Raw genomic sequence first — 19,303 nt, 5'->3', positions numbered from 1 at the left:
CAACTCCCCGGTGTGCACGAGCACTTAAAGCTCTTAAAAGCCGCTTCCACTGCCACCGTACCGCTGGGCGTAGTGGAGCGGTTGCCTAGAGCGAGGAAGGCCCTCCTCGCAAGACAGGAGGACCCCCGCGACCGTGGTGGACGGCCCGGGGGCGTGGCCCTCAACTACAAGGGAGTTGACGACATGTCCAACGCTACCGCGCGGGTCTTCGTCCGGCTGCTGCCGTGGACCAGCCCCGACGGCAAACCGTGCTTCCTGGCAGGCGACGGGACCGGATATGTCTCCCGCATCGCCGACCAGATGGAGGAGGAACAGCTCAGTTCGGCCGACGACCTCATCGACGAGGCCCGCCAAGTGCTTGCCGCACGGGCCTGGACGCCCGGCGAACTGCACCTGCTGGCCGTCGAATTGACCGCGACCCTCGCCGATGTCCGCCGGGTGGCCAAGAGCCGGGGCGGGCGCCTGACCGCTCTCGGGGCGGCGTCGGTCCGTACGTAGAAGTTCGTGGCTGAACGCACCGCGCCCCTGCTCCGGCCATGTGCCGGAGCAGGGGCGCTTCCGCCTTTACCAGCGTGGGTTACTTGCCGTCCCCGCCCTGTGGCGACGGCTCACGCGGAGCCTCCGGGGGCATGGGGCCGCCATCGTGTTTACCACCGTCCTCCTCCATCTCCGCCTCGTGGCGGAAGGGGACACCGCGCCAGCCTTCGGCGTCGGGCCTGCGCGTCTCGTAGGTATCGACGCTCAGAACGCTCATTCACCAACCTCCTCTTTCGCGAGGAGCCATGCCGCCGTACGGTCGAGGGCATGGCCCATGGGCCGCAAAGGGGTTTCCTTTGCGGTTGGTCACCCGCCCCGGCTGCTCGACTGTCCAGGTTTCCGCCGCCGGGGCGGGAGTCTTCGGGCTCCGACTGCCGCCGGGCAGATGTGGCAGGCCCACAGGCCGGCGGGGTGAACGGCTTGTCTTCCCGACCGTATGGAGAGCGAAAGACTCAGCTCAATGAACTTCTGCGAACTTGCGCGCCGTCACCCGAGCGCGTCGATTGCCGAAGTAATGAGCTTCCTGGCTGCCGCCCCGTAGACAGCGATGCCTGCGAGTTCGGTGAACGTCTTGGCGTACTCGGCGATTTCACTTGGCTGCTTCACGGTGAGACTGGCGGACACCAACTCACAGGCGACTTGCTTCTCGTCGTACAGAGAGAAGGACTCGCACGGCCACGCATTGCCGCGCACGACCCCCATGGGGATCACGCCAAGGCTCAAGGAGGGTGCGGCCGTCATTCCGATCAGGTGGCTCAATTGGCTCAGCATCGTGGCGGAATCTCCGATGACCGTGCGAAGAACCCATTCCTCCATCAGGAAGGCGAACCGGCGTCCTCCCGTGTACAGGACGCGTTGGCGCTCCATCCGCGCCGCGACAGCCTCATCAGTGTCGCCAGGAGTGTCCCTGACGGAGGCAACCGTGTTGAGGACGGCGCGTGTGTAGTCCTGGGTCTGGAGCAGTCCTGGGATGACCCACGACTGATAGAAGCGGAACCAATGGGTTCGCTCGAAGAGCGGCAGCACAGACTCCTGGGCACGCTTCAGGCCGGCGCTTTCCAGACGCCGCCACTCCACGTACATGCCGTCAATGCCGCGGGCGGTCGCGATGAGGTCGGCGGCTTGGCCCTCGGCGTCACAGATCCGGGTCCAGGTACGAATGTCCTCATCGGAGGGAGGAGTTCGGCCGTTTTCCAGCCGGGAACTCTTGGACTCATGCCACCCTGCCGCCGCCGCCACAGCGCGGGCGGTCAGACCGGAGTCCTTGCGAATCTCGCGGAGGCGCTTCCCCAGCGCTTCCCTGGCCTGCTGGATGCTGGACGACGGCGACGACGGGGACACGGAGAGTTCAGCCCTGTTCGTGGATCAGACCGGCTGGTAAACCTCGTGCGGGACTGCGCGTTCCCAGACGGCCTCGAAAGACGTTGAGCAGAGCTGCACGATGGCTGGTTCCGTCGTCCGCTCCTCGTCTCCCTCGGGTGACAGCTCGCCATCCCCGGTGAAGTGCAGGAACACGACCAGGCTGTCATCGAACAGCCAGAAGTCATTGCCTGGGAGCGCCAGGTCCGACGCCTTGCGACGTGGCAGCCAGCGCACCTGCTCGCCGGCCTCCACGTTGCTGGGCGTGAGGTGGTGCTCAAAGCGGAGGTAGTCACTCATGGGCTCGGAGAAGATCCGGGCACGACGGACTTTCACACCGCGCGTGGTGATCTCCTGCATCAGGGCGAGCCAGGGGCGCGAGGCCGGGTCGCTCTCGGCAGGGACGCTTTGCGGATCCTGCCGCCAAGAGACGAATCGCGGGTCGGATCGCATGTACCCGTCCCTCATCTCCAGGTGAACGGCTGAACGCTTGGCCTGCTTGAACAGCTCGCTAAACGTCAGCTCGGCCGCCACCGCGTACCTCCGGAAAGAACTGTGTCATGTACTTGGGGATCTCTACGACCGTCTCATGGTCCGGGAGATCCAACTGGGCGAGTCGTTCGTCATCCAGCACCTTCAAGCCCTGGACCAGGTACTTGTCCGTCACATCGTCGTAATAGACGGTGGCGGACTTACCCTCGGGGGAGTTCGGGTCCTTGCCGAGCATGTGCAAAGCCATGATGCCCTCCGCACTCGTTGAAGACGATCTCTATCCATGAGCTTGCGCTTAAGTAACCCTGCTGCGCACTGAACTTGCATGAACTTGCACGGGTTTAAGGTTCCGGTGATCTGACGCGGCACCCGGCCACGCACGGTGGCGTGCCTAGCTGCGGATCACATGCGGCAAGAACCGCGCATACTCATCGGTGACCGGGCCCGCCGACTCCCGGATGCCGAGGCCGGCCGCCTCGTTCTCGACGACCCAGGCGCCGAGGACGACGCGGTTGCCGTCGAAGTCCGGCAGTGGGGCCAGTTCCTGGTAGCAGCAGGGGTCGTCGGGGTCCCGCGGGGCCGGGTCGGTGCCCGGCTCGTGCAGCGTGACCCCGGCGCCCTCGCGGCCGAGCAGCGGCTTGGCCACGTAGCCGCGGGTGTGTGCCAGCTCGCGCGGGCCGTCGAGGTAGGCGGGCAGCAGGTTCGGGTGGCCGGGGTAGAGCTCCCAGAGGATCGCCAGCAGCGCCTTGTTGGAGAGCAGCATCTTCCAGGCGGGTTCGATCCAGAGGGTGGAGCCGGTGCCGCCGCCGTTGTCGAGGGTGTCCAGGACGTGCGGGCCGAAGTCGTCGGTGGCCAGCCACTCCCACGGGTAGAGCTTGAAGCAGGCTCGTATGAAGCGCAGCCGCTGGTCGACGAAGCGGTCCGAGAGTCGGTCCCAGCCGATGTCCTCCATCGAGATGGCGACGGTCTCCAGGCCCGCCTGCTGGGCCGTCTCCTCCAGGTAGGCGACGGTCATCAGGTCCTCGCCGAGCTCGTCGCCCGCCGAGTGCGCGAAGTGCAGCGGTGCGCCGGGCGGCAGCAGCGGGGCCTGTCGCTTCCAGGCCGCCACCAGCCGCTCGTGGAGGGAGTTCCACTGGTCGGCGCCGGGGAAACGCTCCTCCATCCAGAACCACTGCGGGCTGGCGGCCTCGACCAGCGAGGTCGGGGTGTCGGCGTTGTACTCCAGCATCTTGGCCGGGCCACTGCCGTCGTAGTGCAGGTCGAACCGCCCATAGAGAGAGGGGAGTTCGTCGCGGCGGCGCCAGGATTCGGCGATCAGCCCGGCCAGGCGCGGGTCCTCGATGCCGAGGTCGGCGAAGCGGTCCCGGTCGACGATGTGCGCGGCCGCGGCCAGGCACATGCCGTGCAGCTCCTCGACGACCTCCTCCAGGGCCTCGACCTCGGGGAGGGTGAAGGAGTAGTACGCGCTCTCGTCCCAGTAGGGGCGCAGCGAGTCGTCCGGGTAGCGGGTCAGCGGGTAGATCAGGCCCTGCGCCTCGACGGTCTGCTGCCAGCCGGGGCGCGGGTCGATGGTGTGGCGTTGCATGCCGGCCGCGTCCGCTCAGCCGCCGAAGGAGCCGTGCCGGCCGCCGCCGCTGCCGTGCGAGCCCGAGCAGCCGAAACCGCCGCGGTTGACGGCCGTGCTCTTGCTGAACGTGCCGCTGTCGGCGTACGAGCCGCCCTTGTTGCTCGGGTCGTAGTACCACTGGCCGTCGACGCGCTGCTTGCCGCGGCCGGCGCTGCCGTATCCGCCGCTGCTGGAGCCACTGCTCCCGGACGACGAACTGCCGCCCGCCGAGCAGTTCTTGGAGTCGACGACGCGGTAGCCCTTGAGCGTGTCGTAGCTGTTGCGGTCGACGCAGCGCTTGTCGGGCTCGGAGCCGCAGGACGTCAGGGCGGCGGCGAGCGCGCCCATGCCTCCCAGGATCACCGTGCTGGACCGCAGCCTCCGGCGTGCCTTCTCGGCCATGATTTTCGCCTTTCCCCCGTGGAACATTTGTCTGAGCACGGACAGCGTAGACGGCGCCCGCGGGCCGAGGACAACGCGGTGCGGCCCGCGCCGCGACGAGGCCCCGGGCATCCACGACGGTCCCGGACGAAGCGGGCGGGGGGACAGGGAAAAGGGGCGGGGGGACAGTCGGGCGCCGGGCCGCCCTCCGGGGAGGACGGCCCGGCGCGGCGGGCAGGGAACGGCGCGTCAGGCGCCGAGGACGGTCTGGGTGTCGGTGTCGGAGGAGCCGGTGAAGTTGGTGTCACCCCCGTAGACGCCCGTGACGGTGTAGGTGCCCGCCGTGGCCAGCGGCGAGCTGGCGGCGGCGACCCCGTCGCCGTCGAGCGTGCCGGTCAGCGTCACGGTGGTCACCCCGTCGGTGACGGTGAAGGTCACCGTGCCGGTCGGGGTTCCGCTGCCGGGCGCCACGGCCTGTACGAAGGCCAGGAACGCCACCGTGTCACCGGCGTTGGACGGGTCGGGGAACGAGGTCACGGTCGTGGTGGTCGCGCTCTGGGTGACCGTGTGGATGTCGGTACCGGTGGAACCGGTGAAGTTGGCGTCGCCGCTGTAGAGGGCGAAGACGTTGTGCGGGCCGGCTTCGAGGGTGCTGGTGGTGATGGTGGCCACGCCCCCGGAGACGGTGGCGGTCTGTGTCCCGCCGCCCGCACCGTCGATGGTGAAGGTCACCGTTCCGGTCACGGTGCCGGAGCCGGGCGCCACCGGGGCGACCGTGGCGGTGACCGTGACCGTCTCCCCGAACACCGTCGGGTCGGGCGACGAGGCGACCGTGGTCGTGGTCGACGCCTGCGTCACCGTCTGGGTGTCGGTGCCGGCGGAACCGGTGAAGTTGGTGTCACCGCTGTAGGTGGCCGTGACCGTGGAGGTCCCCACCGCCACCGCATTGGTCGTGGCGGTCGCCGTGCCGCCGGACAGGGTGGCGGTCAGCGTCGGGCCGCCGGTGACGACGAAGGTCACCGTGCCGGTCGGGGTACCGGTGGCCGGTGCGACCGGAGCGACGACGGCCGTGAAGGTCACCGTCTCCCCGAACACCGACGGGTCCGGCGCCGACGTCAGCGTGGTGGTCGTCGCCCCTTGGGTCACGGTGTGGGTGTCCGCGCCCACCGAACCGAGGAAGTTGGCGTCACCGCCGTAGGTCGCCGTGACCGTGTAGGCCCCCGCGGTCACCAGACCGCTGGTGGTCACACTGGTCGTGCCGCCGCTGAGCGTGCCGGTCAGCGTCACCGTGGTCACACCGTCCGTCGCCACGAACGTCACCGTGCCGGTCGGCGTACCCGCACCCGGCCCGACCGGCGTGACGGTCGCGGTGAAGGTCACCGGCCCCCCGACGCCGGACGGGTCCGGAGCCGTGGAGACCGCGGTCGTGGTCGCCGCCTGGCCCACGGTCTGGGTGTCGGTGCCGGCCGAGCCGGTGAAGTTTCCGTCGCCGCTGTAGGTCGCGGTGACGGTGTAAGTGCCCGCGGTCACCAGCCCGTTGGTGCTGACGCTGGTGCTGCCGCCGCTGAGGGTGCCGGTAAGCGTCACCGTCGTCACCCCGTCGGTGGCCACGAACGTGACCGTGCCCGTCGGGACGCCGCTGCCGGGCGCCACCGCGGCCACCGTGGCCGTGAAGGTCACCGACTCTCCGACCACCGACGGGTCGGGGGACGAGGTGACCGTCGTGGTCGTCGACGCCTGGTTCACGGTCTGGGTGTCGGTACCGGACGAGGCGCTGAAGTTGGCGTCACCGCTGTAGGTCGCCGTCACCGTGTAAGTGCCCGCGGTCACCAGCCCGTTGGTGCTGACGCTGGTCGTACCGCCACTGAGCGAGCCGGTCAGCGCCACCGTCGTCACGCCATCCGTGGCCACGAACGTCACCGTGCCCGTGGGCGTACCCGCACCCGGCGCGACCGGCGCGACGGTCGCCGTGAAGGTCACCGTCTCCCCCACGACCGACGGGTCGGGGGACGAGGTGACCGTCGTGGTCGTCGACGCCTGATTGACGGTCTGGGTGTCCGTGCCGGACGAGGAGGTGAAGTTGGCGTCACCGCTGTAGGTCGCCGTGACGGTGTACGCGCCCGCGGTCACCAGCCCGTTGGTGCTGACGCTGGTCGTACCGCCACTGAGCGAGCCGGTCAGCGCCACCGTGGTCACACCGTCCGTCGCCACGAACGTCACCGTGCCCGTGGGCGTACCCGCACCCGGCGCGACCGGCGCGACCGTCGCCGTGAAGGTCACCGTCTCCCCCACGACCGACGGGTCCGGCGTGGTGGAGACCGTCGTCGTCGTCGATGCCTGGCCGACGGTCTGGGTGTCCGTTCCGACCGAACCGATGAAGCTTCCGTCACCGCTGTAGGTCGCGGTCACGGCGTATACGCCCGCGGTCACCAGACCGCTGGTGGTCACGCTGGTCGTACCGCCACTGAGGGTGCCGGTCAGTGCCACCGTGGTCACACCGTCGGTCGCCACGAAGGTGACCGTGCCCGACGGAGTACCCGCACCCGGCGCGACCGGCGTGACAGTGGCCGTGAAGGTCACCGGCTCGCCCACCACGGACGGGTCCGGCGACGAGGTGACCGTAGTGGTCGTCAACGCGAGGGTCACCGTCTGTGTGTCCGTGCCGCTGGACCCGGTGAAGTTGGCGTCGCCGCTGTAGGTCGCCGTGACGGTGTGGGTGCCGACGGTCAGCGCGTTCGTCGAGACGGTCGCCGTCCCGCCGGACAGCGTGCCGGTCAGGGTCGGACCGCCGGTGACGACGAAGGTGACCGTCCCGGTCGGGGTGCCCGCGCCGGGCGCGACCGGTGCGACGGTCGCCGTAAAGGTCACCGTCTCGCCGAAGACCGACGGGTCGGGGGACGAGGTGACCGTCGTGGTCGTCGCCGCCTGGCCCACGGTCTGGGTGTCCGTACCGACCGAGCCGGCGAAGTTCGCGTCACCGCTGTAGGTCGCGGTCACGGTGTACGCGCCCGCGGTCACCAGACCGCTGGTGGTCACGCTGGTCGTGCCGCCGCTGAGGGTGCCGGTCAGGGTCACCGTGGTCACGCCGTCCGTCGCCACGAACGTGACCGTGCCCGTGGGCGTACCCGTGCCCGGCGCGACCGGCGCGACGGTGGCCGTGAAGGTCACCGGCTGCCCCACCACGGACGGGTCGGGGGCCGAGGTGACCGTAGTGGTGGTCGCCGCCTGGTTGACGGTCTGGGTGTCCGTACCGACCGACGAGGTGAAGTTCGCGTCGCCGCTGTAGGTCGCGGTGACCGTGTGCGTGCCGACGCTCAGCGCGCTGGTCGTGACGGTCGCGACCCCGCCGGAGAGGGTGCCGGTCAAGGTCGGACCACCGGAGATAACGAAGGTGACCGTCCCGGTCGGCGTCCCCGCGCCCGGCGCCACCGGAGCGACGGTCGCCGTGAAGGTCACCGGCTCACCGAACACCGACGGGTCGGGGGACGAGGTGACCGTCGTGGTCGTCGCCGCCTGGTTCACCGTCTGGGTGTCCGTACCGGACGAGGCGGTGAAGTTCGCGTCACCGCTGTAGGTCGCGGTGACCGTGTAGGTGCCGGCGCCCAGCGCACTGGTCGAGACGGTCGCGACCCCACCGGAGAGGGTGCCCGTCAAGGTCGGACCACCGGAGATGACGAAAGTGACCGTGCCGGTCGGCGTACCCGCGCCCGGCGCGACCGGAGCCACGGTGGCCGTGAAGGTCACCGTCTGCCCCACCACGGACGGGTCCGGCGACGAGACGACCGTGGTGGTCGTCAGCGCCGGGAGCACGGTCTGGGTGTCGGTGTCACTGGAGCCGGTGTAGTTCGCGTCTCCGCCGTAGGTCGCGGTGACGGTGTAAGTGCCCGCGGTCACCAGCCCGTTGGTGCTGACGGTCGCGACGCCGGCGCCGTCGAGGGTGCCGCTGAGGGACACCGTGGTGACCCCGTTGGTGATGACGAAGCTGACGGTTCCGGTCGGAATGCCGCTGCCGGGGAACACTGGCCCCACAAAGGCCGTGAAGTTGACCGTCTGGCCCACCACGGAGGGGTCGGGGAACGAGGTGACCGTAGTGGTGCTCGCCGCCTGGTTGACGGTCTGGGTGTCCGTACCGACCGACGAGGTGAAGTTGGCGTCGCCGCTGTAGGTCGCGGTGACCGTGTGCGTGCCGACGCTCAGCGCGCTGGTCGTGACGGTCGCGACCCCGCCGGAGAGGGTGCCGGTCAAGGTCGGGCCACCGGAGATAACGAAAGTGACCGTCCCGGTCGGCGTCCCCGCGCCCGGCGCCACCGGCGCGACCGTGGCGGTGAAGGTCACCGACTGACCCACCACCGACGGGTCCGGCGACGACGTGACCGTAGTGGTCGTCGCTGCCTGGTTCACCGTCTGGGTGTCCGTACCGACCGACGAGGTGAAGTTGGCGTCACCGCTGTAGGTCGCGGTGACCGTATGCGTACCGGCGGAAAGGGCACTCGTGCTGACGCTCGCAACGCCCCCGGAGAGGGTGCCGGTCAGCGTCGGGCCACCGGAGATGACGAAGGTGACCGTCCCGGTCGGGGTACCTGCGCCCGGCGGCACCGGGGCGACCGTGGCGGTGAAGGTCACCGACTGACCCACCACCGACGGGTCCGGCGAGGACGTCACCGTGGTGGTCGTCGCCGACTGGCCCACCGTCTGGGTGTCCGTACCCACGGAGGAGGTGAAGTTGGCATCACCGCTATAGGTCGCGGTGACCGTATGCGTACCGGCGGAAAGAGCACTGGTACTGACGGTCGCCGTACCCCCGGAGAGGGTGCCGGTCAACGTCGGACCACCGGAGATAACGAAAGTGACCGTCCCGGTCGGGGTACCCGCGCCCGGCACCACCGGGGCGACCGTGGCCGTGAACGTCACCGACTGGCCGACCGCCGACGGATCCGGCGCCGAGGTGACCGTGGTGGTCGTCGACGCCTTGTTGACCGTCTGGGTGTCGGTACCGCTCGACGACGCAAAGCTGCCGCTGCCGCTGTAGGTCGCGGTCACGGTGTGGGGTCCCACCCCGAGGCTGCCGGTGGTGACGGTCGCCGTGCCACCGACGAGCGGGGCGGTCAGCGTGCCGCCCCCGGTACCGCTGATGACGAAGGTGACCGTGCCGGTCGGGGTACCCGAGCCGGGCGGGACGGGTGCGACGGTGGCCGTGAAGGTCACCGGCTGCCCGAAGACCGACGGGTCGGGGGACGAGGTGACCGTGGTAGTCGTCGGCGTCAAAACCTGCTGCACCGTCTGTGTATCGGTCCCGGACGACGCGTTGAATTGCGCATTGCCGCCGTAGGTCGCGGTGATGAGATGGGTGCCCGGGGTGAGACTGCTGGTGGTGACGGTCGCCGTACCGCCGACGAGCGGGGCGGTCAGCGTGCCGCCCCCGCCACCGGCGATGACGAAGGTGACCGTGCCGGTCGGGGTGCCCGAACCCGGCGAAACCGGCGCGACGGTGGCGGTGATGGAGACCGGCTGTCCGGAGTTCGACGGGTCCGGCGACGAGACCACGACGGTGGAGGTCGACGCCTTGTTGATCGTCACGGACCCGGAGCCGCTGGACGGCGAGAATTGGGGGCTGCCGTTGTAGTTCGCAGTGAAGGTATGAAAACCGATGGGGATACCGGTCGTGGTGACGGTCGCGGTGCCACCGACGAGCGGTGCGGTCAGGGTGGGTCCGCCGGCGACGACAAAGGTCACGGTGCCGGTGGGTGTCCCCAGGCCCAGCGGGATGACGGTGGCGGTCAGCGTCACCGGCTGTCCGAAGACAGCCGGATTTGGCGCTGCGGACGCCAAAGTGAAGGTGGGTGCCATGCTATGGCCCTCCGGTTGATGGATGTAGGCGGGCCGTTCAGCTCCCCGCGGAGCTTGTGGTTCTGCGGGAAGTGGGCATCAACCTGGGGACCAGGATCGGTAATGACAGCGACGGCAATTCGCACCTGCATACCGACGCCATCCGCCAGGTGGGCAACCCGCCGGTCGATAGCATCAGTAGGCGCGCCGATCACGCCGCCGCGCCATAGCCGTCACACCCATTTACCCTGAATGGCGCAGCGCGAAGTGGCGCCCAGGAGGCAGCGGGGCGCGCGCCACCGGGCGTAGATGTGACAGGGGTCAGCACTGGTGACCCGAGGTCAGTACGGGACGTCGCCGGGAGCGGCGCCGACACCACCCTCAACGACGTTGCACAACGGCGCAGTTGGTGGCAAGGCGCACGCGGGTGGGGGGCTGCCGACCATTCGCTCGATTTGCCAGCGCAATGCATCCACGGGGTCAGGCGAGGGGGCGGCGGCTTCCCCCTTTGTCGCCTCAACCAGCCCTCTACGCAAGGGCGTTGGCCGGGCAAGAGGGCGACTTTTCGCCAGTCGCCCGGAGCGGCCTCCCTCTACGCTGGCCAATGAATCGGGGCAAGATCCCGTTCGCCCCGGAGAACGGAGGAGCCACACCATGACCGAGCACGCCCGAGTGCCGGAACAGCTGCCCGGACGGCTGACGTTGCGCCGCCCGGTTCCCGCGGATCACGCGCGGCTTCAGCAGGCGCTCACCGATTGGTGGGACGGCCTGGGCGGCGAAGCGGGCGCGCTGCAACGCCGGCTGCTGGTACCGCGCCTCTGGCTTCAGCACTTCGCCGACACCAGCTTCCTGGTCGAGCGGCCCGACCGGACCCTGCACGCCTTTCTGATCGGCTTCCTGTCCCAGACGGACCCCAGGACCGCGTATATCCACTTCGCGGGCGTGTGCCCGGAGGGCCGGCGGGAGGGCCTGGGCAGCACCCTCTACGACCGCTTCTTCACTACGGCCCGCACGGCCGGCCGCAGCCAGGTCCGCTGCATCACCAGCCCCAACAACCGCAACTCCATCGCGTACCACACCCGTATGGGGTTCCAGCTGGAGCCGGGCGACCGGATCGCCGACGACGGCGTCCCGGTGCACGGCGACTACGACGGGCCGGGGCTGGACCGGGTGTCGTTCGTGCGGGAGTTGTAGTGCGGAGGGGGGAAGAGAGCGCCTGAGCCGAATTGGTTTCTGAAGTTCTTCGGCCGGCACCCTATCCGCCGCCCAACATTAACTAACCCACCTCCTGTTCTACCAAATTATGGCCACCCCCTCCTCAACATGACGGATTGTCTGTTCGGCACTGAACAATACAATTTGAGCCTGCAAGCGGGTTGCTTCTCGACGGGTGACACTCGTCGCCTGGCAACGGCTTCCCGCTGGTATGCCCCCCCCAGTTGAGAGGAAGGGAAGTCCATGACCCTCAACACATTCCACAGACGCGGCTGCCCGGTGACGCGTCCAATCGCCACCATATTGGCGCTCTGCTGCATCGCCCTGGGAGTCGTCATGTCTCCGCTCGCCACCGGCACGTCTTATGCGGTTGGCTCTGACGACTTCCAGGACTTGCTCCTCCCCTCCACGGTGACTGGCAGGCTCGTCGACGTGGAAAACGGCTCATACGATGACGGCGCTACGATCGTCACCAATTCGGGCGCGAATGGGGACTCACCGAGTCGGCACTGGAAGTTCAACGTTGACTCAAGTGACTCAACGTTCACGATCGAAAACAACTCTACCGGAAAGTGCGTCGACAAACCCGACAACAAAGAACACCGCCTCACCCAGTACACCTGCACCAGTAACAGCTCCCAGAAGTGGTACTTGGAGTTGGTGGACGGAACGTACAACAACTTCTATATCCGGAACAAGGAATCCGGCAAGTGCATGAACCTGCTGAACGGCAGCAATTACGACGGCGCCTGGGTCGGAGAGTGGGACTGCGATGGTTCAAGTAACGCGCAATTCTCGCCCGCCCCGCCGGATGGAATCCTAGAGAACTCTGCCAATCCCGGAAACAATTTCCAAAGGTTGGCAGTACAGCATGCAGCGGCGACAGACTGTCAAGATCCCACCAACGGAAAGTGCTCCTGGACGGCGCTCAGCAGCGAAACCGCAGTGGTTGGCGCAGAGCAGTGTGTAAGTACGGTCTGGGACAACACGGCTGGCACGGACGACCTGACTACTAGCTACAGCAGACAGGTGACAACGGGATATTCGAACGCTGCGGGGTTCTCATTTATGCTGGGAGCCAGCGTTAAGTGGGGGACCAGCCTCTTCGGCTTGGTGCAGGGGGAGGTCACCCTTAGCGCGTCGTTGACAACGACTTACACCCATACCGACACGACACAAGAAGCCACAACCAATGCAACGACGCTGAGCGTACCCCCGGGGCAATACGGATGGGTGACAGTAGGTCAGCTGGGCAAGAAAGTGACGGGCGAGTGGACGTTTGACAAGGGCACACCCACAGAGTGGAAGTACACCGCAACCGTGGAGATTCCCGCTGTCGACGGCACGGACGGTATGCAGTCCGTAACCAAGCCCAACTACTCCGATACCGCTCCGACCGACTGCCCCTCGGCAACGTAATCGAAGCGCCCTGGTCAGCGTGACACAACGCGGCCACCGCTCAGTCATCGTCGGGTTCCGACCAGGAACTCCCGGCGACGACAGGGGCGGTGGCCGCATCCGCGCAGGTCCGGGAGTGACCCCGTCCTGGCAGCGGGCGCCCGCGCAACGGTCCGTCCGTCACTCCCCCGGCGGCAGCGCCCTGATCAGCGCGTCCAGGACGCCTGCGAAGGAGTGGTCGGGCGGGGTGCCGTAGGCCACCACCAGGGCGTCGCGGGAGGCCGGTGGGGCAGCGGGGTCGTGGAAGTTGCTGAGGCCCTCCAGGGCGAGGCCCTGCCAGCGGGCGGCCTGGACGATGGACTGTTCGGTGCCGGGCGGGAGTTCCAGGACGGCGTGGAGTCCGGCGGCGATGCCGGAGACATGGACGTGGGGCGCGCGGTCGGCCAGGGCGGCCACCAGCTGGTCGCGGCGGCGCCAGTAGCGCAGCCGCATGCCGCGCAGATGGCGGTCGTAGGCGCCCGAGGAGATGAACTCGGCGAGGGTGAGCTGCTCCAGCTGTCCGGACTGCCATTCGCCGGTGCGTTTGACGGCGAGCAGCGGGTCGACGAGGCGGTCCGGCAGCACCATCCAGGCCAGCCGCAGTGCGGGGGCCAGGCTCTTGCTCGCGGTGCCCAGGTAGACGACGTGGTCGGGGTCCAGCCCCTGGAGCGCGCCGACCGGCTGGCGGTCGTAGCGGAACTCGCCGTCGTAGTCGTCCTCCAGGACATAACCACCGGTGGCGCGCGCCCAGTTGACGGCGGCGGCGCGGCGGTCTGGGTGCAGCGGCACGCCGGTGGGGAACTGGTGGGCGGGGGTGAGCAGCGCCGCCCGTACGTCGTCGAGGCCGGCCAGCTCCTCGGTGCGGGCGCCGCGTTCGTCCACGAGGAGCGGGACGGTGTCCAGCCCGGCGCGGGTGATGACGGCGCGGTGGAAGTGCAGGCCGTACGACTCGGTGGCCAGCCGCCCGGTGCCCAGCACCCGGCTGAGCAGGGCCAGCCCCTGCATGAAGCCGGTGCAGATGACGATGCGGTCGGGGTCGGCGCGTACCCCGCGGGCGCGCGCCAGGTAGTCGGCGAGGACTGTGCGGAGTTCCGGCCGGCCGCTCGGGGTGCCGTAGCCGAAGGCTTCGCTGGGGGCGGTGGTCAGGGCGCGGCGGGCGGCGGCGAGCCAGGCGGTGCGGGGGAAGGCGGAGACATCGGGGGTGCCCGGGGTGAGGTCGAAGCGCGGCCGGTCGGGGTGGCCGGCCGGGCCCGGGGGGCGCCGCGAGGCGGGCGTGGCGCGCGGCAGGACCCGCTCCGCCACGCGGGTGCCGGAGCCCTGCCGAGCGCTGAGCCAGCCCTCGGCGACCAGTTCGGCGTAGGCGTCGGCGACGGTGTTGCGGGCGATGCCGAGGTCGGCGGCGAGCGAGCGGGAGGACGGCAGCCGGGTGCCGGGGGCCAGCCGGCCGGACCGTACGGCGTCCCGCAGGGCGCGCAGCAGCGCGGCCCGCAGTCCGCCGGGACCGGTGAGGTCGAGGTGCAGATCGCGCCCGAAAGTGGCCCAGGAATTCCCCATGGAAGTGGACCATACAGCTGTGCCATTGCCGCCGTAGCGTCGTAGCCATGACGACCACACCGACAGCACAGAGGACGACACCGGCCACGGCCTCCGGGGCGGCGGAGGGCGCGGCGCACCGGCACGGCCCCCGGCTGCACTGGGCGAAACTCGCGCCGGACGTCTACAAGGCCATGATCGCGCTGGATGCGGCGGCGAAGCAGGGCCTCGACCCGACGCTGGTCGAGCTGGTCAAGATCCGTGCCTCGCAGCTCAACCACTGCGCCTTCTGCATCGATATGCACATCAAGGACGCCCGCAAGGCCGGTGAGACCGAGCAGCGCGTCTACCTCCTCAATGCCTGGGAGGAGGCCGCCGGTCACTACACCGACAAGGAGCAGGCCGCCCTCGCCCTCACCGAGGCGATCACCCTCCTCACCGACGGCTTCGTCCCGGACGCCGTCTACGACCGCGCCGCGGCCCACTTCGGCGACACCGAACTCGCCCAGCTCATCGCCCTGATCACCACCATCAATGCCTGGAACCGCTTCGGTGTCTCCACCCGCATGGCTCCGGGGCAGGCATGACGGAGAACGAGACCGCGCGGCTGCCCTTCTACCGGCTCGCGCCGGGCATTTACGAAGCCGGCCTCGTCCGCCTGATCGCCCTGATCACCGCCATCAACTCCTGGAACCGGATCAATGTCGCGGCCCGTGTACCGGTGGGGGCGGGTCTCGCTCCGGCCGAGGCGGCGCCGGTCGGAGGTGCCTCATGACAGCCGCCGTGCTCCGTGCCCTGCACCACGGTCCTGAGCTGCCGCTGGTCCTCCCCGGCCCGTGGGACGCGGCGAGCGCCCAGGTCTTCGCGGACGCCGGCTTCCCGGCGCTGGCCACCCCCAGTGCGGGCGTCGCGGCCTCCCTCGGCCACGCGGACGGGGCGACCCCGCCCGACGAGATGTTCGCCGCCGTCCGCCGTATCGCCCGCGCCGTCGACATCCCGGTCTCGGCGGACGTGGAAGCCGGATACGGGCTGTCCGCCCGGGAGTTGGTCGGCCGGCTCGTGGACGCGGGGGCGGTGGGCTGCAACCTGGAGGACACCGATCACACCAGCGGCCAACTACGGGACGCGCACCAGCAGGCCGACTGGCTGGCCGAGGTACGCGCCGAGGCCGGCGACGCCCTGGTGATCAACGCCCGGATCGACACCTACCTGCACGGCGCCCCGGACCGGGACGAGACGGTCCGCCGCGGCCGCATGTACGCCGCGGCCGGCGCCGACTGCGTGTACCCGATCCTCGCCCCGCCGCCCCTGCTGGCCGACCTGGCCGGCGCCATCGGCCTCCCGGTCAATGCCGTGGTGACCCCCGACGGCCCCGCACCCCGCGAACTCGGCGCCCTGGGCGCGGCCAGAGTCACCTTCGGCCCCGGACTCCAGCAGCGGGCGATGGCGGCCCTGACGGGGATGGCGGAGCGGCTGCGGGAGGAGCTGGGCGGGTAGCCGGTGGCGGGGGGCCGAGGCGCTACCGCTCGTCCGTCCCCGCCACCTTCCCCGTGCTGAGGGCGAGCCGGTTCCAGGTGTTGATGGTGAAGATCAGGGCCAGCAGGCGGGCCAGTTCCGGCTCGTCGAAGTGGGCGGCGGCGCGCCGGTAGACCTCGTCCGGAACACCACCCTGCGCCACCAGGGTCACGGCCTCGGTGAGGGCGAGGGCCGCCCGCTCCCTGGGGGTGAAGAAGTGCGCGGCCTCCTCCCAGACGGCGACCATGTGCAGGCGCTCCTCGCTCTCCCCGGCCTTGCGGGCGTCGGTGGTGTGCATGTGCAGGCAGTACGCGCACTTGTTGAGCTGCGAGGACCGGATCTGGACCAGTTCCACGAGGGCCGGATCGAGACCCTCACGGGCCGCGGCGTCAAAGCCGATCAGCGCCTTGAACGCCTTCGGTGCGGCCTTCGCGAAATTGACCCGCGGGCTGCGTCCCGCCACCTCGTCCGCCACGTCCGCCACCTTCGCTTCGCCGTTCCGAGCCGTGATCCGCTCCGTGATCTGTGCCGTGCTGTCTGCCGTGCTGTTTGCCGTGATATCTGCCGTGTTGAGCTGCGCTTCCTTCGTCATGCCTTGAATCTAGAAGAGCAGGCGACCGGCTGTAGGGTGCACTTCCATGCCGGAATCATGGGTCAATCTCGCCGAGAGCCTGGGCGCCGATCTGCATCTGGAGCTGACCGGCCCCGGCAGCCGCCGCGCCGTCCTCATCCGGGCGCTGCGGGACGCCGTACGGTCCGGACGGCTCGCCCCCGGTACGCGGCTGCCGCCCTACCGCTCGCTCGCCGCCGACCTCGGCATCGCCCGTAACACCGTCGCCGACGGCTACGCCGAACTGGTCGCCGAGGGCTGGCTCAGCGCTCGGCAGGGCTCCGGCACCCGCGTCGCCCACCGCGCGAAGCCGCTGACGCCCACCCGGGCCCCGGCCCACCGCGCCCCGGCGGGCCGCCCCGCGCACAACCTCCTCCAGGGCCAGCCGGATGCCGCGTCCTTTCCGCGTACCGCCTGGCTCGCCGCCGCACGCCGTGCGCTGACCGCCGCCCCGCATGACGCGTTCGGCCCCGGCGACCCGCGCGGCCGCCCCGAACTGCGCCGCGCCCTCGCCGACTACCTGGCGCGCACCCGTGGCGTACGCACCGACCCCGAACGCATCGTGATCTGCTCCGGCTTCGCCCACGCGCTGCGTCTGCTGCTGCCCGCCGTGCTCCCCGGGCCGCTCGCCGTCGAGTCCTACGGCCTGCCGTTCCACCGCCATCTCCTGGCCACGGCCGGCCTCCGCACCCACCCTCTCGGCATCGACCAACACGGCGCCGACAGCGCGGAGTTGGCCGCGACCCCAGGCGTGCGGGCGGCGCTGCTCACCCCGGCGCACCAGTTCCCGCTCGGCGTGCCACTGCATCCCGACCGGCGCGCCGCGGTCATCAACTGGGCGAGGGAGAGCGGGAGCTATCTCCTCGAAGACGACTACGACGGGGAGTTCCGCTACGACCGCAAGCCCGTCGGCGCCCTCCAGGGCCTGGATCCGGAGCACGTACTCCACATCGGCTCGGTCAGCAAGAGCCTCTCCCCCGCGGTGCGGCTGGGCTGGATGGTGCTTCCCGACCGCCTCGTCGACGCCGTACTGGAGGCCAAGGGTGAGCGCGAGGCATGGGCGGGCGTCACCGACCAGCTCACCCTCGCCGAGCTCCTCACCCACGGCGCCTACGACCGGCACATCCGCCGGATGCGCCAGCGCTACCGCCGGCGCCGCGACCAGCTGATCGACGCGGTGGCCGGCCATGCCCCGCACCTCACCGTCACCGGCATCGCCGCCGGCCTGCACGCCGTCCTCCAACTCCCCGACGGCTCGGGCGAGTCGGACGAGCAAGCGGCCCTGCGCGCCGCCCGCTGGCAGGGCCTGGCCCTCGACGGCCTGTCCGCCTACCGCCACCCCGAGGCCACCATGGCCCCCCACCACGGCCTGGTCGTCGGCTATGCGACCCCCAGCGACAGCGCCTTCCCCGCCGCCCTGGAGGCGCTGTGCCGGGCGCTGCCGCCTCTGGGGTAGCGGCCTGTGGGTGTGGGGGGCGCCGCGCGGCGGTGCGGGGCGGTCCGGGCGCGCTGGGTCCCGCCGACCGCGAGCGGCCGTGGGTGTGGCGGCAGGTCCCTCCGCCACACCCACGTCCTCCTCCCCTACTGGCTCGCGAACTTCTGGCTGATGTTGGCGAAGACCTGCTGGGCCTCCGGGCCCAGGTGCGGGCCGGCCAGCCAGGTGTGGGCGTTGGAGCTGATCGAGGTGTTGGACACCAGGGTCAGCTTGCCGCCGCGGTTGACGAACCAGCCGCCGCCGGAGGTGCCGCCGGTCATCGTGCAGCCGATGCGGTTCATGGCGGGGGTGCCCTGCTGCATGACGAGACGGCCGGGACGGGCGGGGCAGTTCATCATGCGCGCGCCGTCGTAGGGGGGAGCCGCCGGGTAGCCGAAGGCATCCAGGGAGCCGAGCTGGTTCGCGGCCGGGGCGTTGAACCAGACCCGGGCGGCGTTGCCGACGGTCTCCTGGAGGGACTTGCCGCTGCCGTTCTCCGGCTTGACGTGCAGCACCGCGAAGTCGTAGGCGGAGCCGCCGTTGCCGGACTTCTCGCTGCCCATCTTGATCCACTCACCGGAGGTGGTGATCCAGTCGGCCCAGAACCGGCCGTAGGGCGTGACCTGTTGGGCGGGCGTGCTGTTGACCTGGTTCATCGGCACGCCGTTGTCGTTGTAGGACGGCACGAAGACGATGTTGCGCATCCAGCCGCCCTGCTTGCCGGAGTGCACGCAGTGGCCCGCGGTCCACACCAGGTTGGACTTGCCCGGGTGTGCCGGGTCCTCGACGATCGTGCCGGAGCAGACCATCGGGCCCTTCGGGCTGTCGAAGAAGATCTTCCCGACCGGGGCCATGTGCTGGTGGTACGGCCGGTCGACCTGCTCGGCGGTGACCGGCCGCGGCTCGGGGTCCGTACCGTCGAACTCGCTTCCCGTGCCGGTGGCCTTGACGCCGATCTCCGGCGAGGTCTTCGCCTTGGCCAGCCGGTCCGACTTCCAGTGGTCCTTGATGACCGGGTTGGCGAAGTCCTTTGCGTCGCGGGCCCACTTGTCCCAGTTCTGCCAGCCGCCGTCCTTCCACTTCTTCAGATCGTCCAGGCTGGTCGGCGCGTCCTCGGGGAGCTTGAAGCCCCCGTCGGCCCGGTCCTTCTGGTCGGCGGCCGCACCGCCGCCGGCCTGGTCGTCGGGGCCGCAGGCGGTGACGGTGCCCGCGAGCAGTGCGACGAGTGCCGCGGCCGCGGCGGTGGAGCGGCGGATGGATGGCATGGAGCGGGAGTCCCCCTGGTACGGGGCGGCGCCGAGCGCAACAGCGCGCCGTA

General features: G+C 69.9%; 17 protein-coding genes. 7 read left to right on the top strand and 10 right to left on the bottom strand.

Annotated features, from left to right (window positions below; genetic code table 11):
• Window positions 1-183 precede the first annotated feature (183 nt).
• Entirely contained in the window at window positions 184-498 is a 315-nt protein-coding gene (locus AC3EUV_RS06680; protein WP_435602384.1) for a hypothetical protein, read from the top strand.
• A gap of 79 nt (window positions 499-577) precedes the next feature.
• Here AC3EUV_RS06680 and AC3EUV_RS06675 read toward each other — a convergent pair whose 3' ends face one another.
• From AC3EUV_RS06675 to AC3EUV_RS06645, 7 genes are all read right to left on the bottom strand, one after another.
• The gene (locus AC3EUV_RS06675) at window positions 578-754 is read right to left on the bottom strand and encodes a hypothetical protein (protein ID WP_386442063.1); all 177 of its coding nucleotides are present in this window, start codon (window positions 752-754) and stop codon (window positions 578-580) included.
• A gap of 269 nt (window positions 755-1,023) precedes the next feature.
• Window positions 1,024-1,878 (bottom strand): helix-turn-helix domain-containing protein, encoded by an 855-nt coding sequence (locus AC3EUV_RS06670; protein WP_432141508.1) that lies wholly within the window; start codon window positions 1,876-1,878, stop codon window positions 1,024-1,026.
• A 24-nt stretch (window positions 1,879-1,902) separates the two neighbouring features.
• Window positions 1,903-2,430 carry a DUF6879 family protein gene (locus AC3EUV_RS06665; protein ID WP_432141507.1) on the bottom strand — a complete coding sequence of 176 codons (528 nt, stop codon included), beginning with the start codon at window positions 2,428-2,430 and terminating at the stop codon, window positions 1,903-1,905.
• Entirely contained in the window at window positions 2,408-2,635 is a 228-nt protein-coding gene (locus AC3EUV_RS06660) for a hypothetical protein (RefSeq protein WP_432141506.1), read from the bottom strand. Before AC3EUV_RS06660 ends, AC3EUV_RS06665 begins: the two co-directional genes overlap by 23 nt.
• A gap of 144 nt (window positions 2,636-2,779) precedes the next feature.
• Window positions 2,780-3,973 (bottom strand): glutathionylspermidine synthase family protein, encoded by a 1,194-nt coding sequence (locus AC3EUV_RS06655; protein WP_432141505.1) that lies wholly within the window; start codon window positions 3,971-3,973, stop codon window positions 2,780-2,782.
• A 15-nt stretch (window positions 3,974-3,988) separates the two neighbouring features.
• Window positions 3,989-4,396, bottom strand: coding sequence for a hypothetical protein (locus AC3EUV_RS06650; RefSeq protein ID WP_432141504.1), 408 nt, complete (start codon window positions 4,394-4,396; stop codon window positions 3,989-3,991).
• 228 nt (window positions 4,397-4,624) lie between these two features.
• On the bottom strand, window positions 4,625-10,222 hold the full coding sequence (locus AC3EUV_RS06645) for an Ig-like domain repeat protein (RefSeq protein WP_435602383.1): 5,598 nt from the start codon (window positions 10,220-10,222) through the stop codon (window positions 4,625-4,627).
• A gap of 633 nt (window positions 10,223-10,855) precedes the next feature.
• Here AC3EUV_RS06645 and AC3EUV_RS06640 point away from each other — a divergent pair.
• Window positions 10,856-11,395, top strand: a complete 540-nt coding sequence (locus AC3EUV_RS06640; RefSeq protein ID WP_435602382.1) for a GNAT family N-acetyltransferase — start codon at window positions 10,856-10,858, stop codon at window positions 11,393-11,395.
• Window positions 11,396-11,659: 264 nt separating this feature from the next.
• Window positions 11,660-12,835, top strand: a complete 1,176-nt coding sequence (locus AC3EUV_RS06635; RefSeq protein ID WP_432141501.1) for an RICIN domain-containing protein — start codon at window positions 11,660-11,662, stop codon at window positions 12,833-12,835.
• A gap of 159 nt (window positions 12,836-12,994) precedes the next feature.
• On the opposite strand, the gene pdxR (AC3EUV_RS06630) is transcribed toward AC3EUV_RS06635, so the two are convergent.
• On the bottom strand, window positions 12,995-14,407 hold the full coding sequence (gene pdxR, locus AC3EUV_RS06630; RefSeq protein ID WP_435602381.1) for a MocR-like pyridoxine biosynthesis transcription factor PdxR: 1,413 nt from the start codon (window positions 14,405-14,407) through the stop codon (window positions 12,995-12,997).
• A gap of 47 nt (window positions 14,408-14,454) precedes the next feature.
• Between pdxR (AC3EUV_RS06630) and AC3EUV_RS06625 the strand changes: the two genes are divergently transcribed.
• From AC3EUV_RS06625 to AC3EUV_RS06615, 3 genes are read left to right on the top strand one after another with little or no spacing between them, the layout of a single operon-like run.
• Window positions 14,455-14,973, top strand: coding sequence for a carboxymuconolactone decarboxylase family protein (locus tag AC3EUV_RS06625; RefSeq protein WP_432141499.1), 519 nt, complete (start codon window positions 14,455-14,457; stop codon window positions 14,971-14,973).
• Complete coding sequence (locus tag AC3EUV_RS06620) at window positions 14,970-15,161, top strand: carboxymuconolactone decarboxylase family protein (RefSeq protein WP_432141498.1); 192 nt, start codon at window positions 14,970-14,972, stop codon at window positions 15,159-15,161. The genes AC3EUV_RS06625 and AC3EUV_RS06620 overlap by 4 nt, the downstream gene beginning before the upstream one ends.
• On the top strand, window positions 15,158-15,883 hold the full coding sequence (locus AC3EUV_RS06615) for an isocitrate lyase/PEP mutase family protein (protein WP_432141497.1): 726 nt from the start codon (window positions 15,158-15,160) through the stop codon (window positions 15,881-15,883). The genes AC3EUV_RS06620 and AC3EUV_RS06615 overlap by 4 nt, the downstream gene beginning before the upstream one ends.
• 22 nt (window positions 15,884-15,905) lie before the next feature.
• Here the strand turns inward: AC3EUV_RS06615 and AC3EUV_RS06610 are convergent, their stop codons facing one another.
• A complete protein-coding gene (locus AC3EUV_RS06610; protein WP_432141496.1) occupies window positions 15,906-16,493 on the bottom strand; it encodes a carboxymuconolactone decarboxylase family protein in 588 nt (195 codons plus the stop codon).
• 46 nt (window positions 16,494-16,539) lie between these two features.
• Here AC3EUV_RS06610 and pdxR (AC3EUV_RS06605) point away from each other — a divergent pair, with 46 nt between their 5' ends.
• Window positions 16,540-17,967, top strand: a complete 1,428-nt coding sequence (pdxR, locus tag AC3EUV_RS06605; protein WP_435602380.1) for a MocR-like pyridoxine biosynthesis transcription factor PdxR — start codon at window positions 16,540-16,542, stop codon at window positions 17,965-17,967.
• 125 nt (window positions 17,968-18,092) lie between these two features.
• On the opposite strand, the gene AC3EUV_RS06600 is transcribed toward pdxR (AC3EUV_RS06605), so the two are convergent.
• Complete coding sequence (locus AC3EUV_RS06600; protein WP_432141494.1) at window positions 18,093-19,250, bottom strand: trypsin-like serine peptidase; 1,158 nt, start codon at window positions 19,248-19,250, stop codon at window positions 18,093-18,095.
• Window positions 19,251-19,303 lie beyond the last annotated feature (53 nt).

The sequence above is a fragment of the Streptomyces sp. bgisy130 genome (assembly GCF_057708345.1).
Note: the sequence above shows the minus strand (reverse complement) of the source record. Positions and strands in the feature narration are given on the sequence as shown.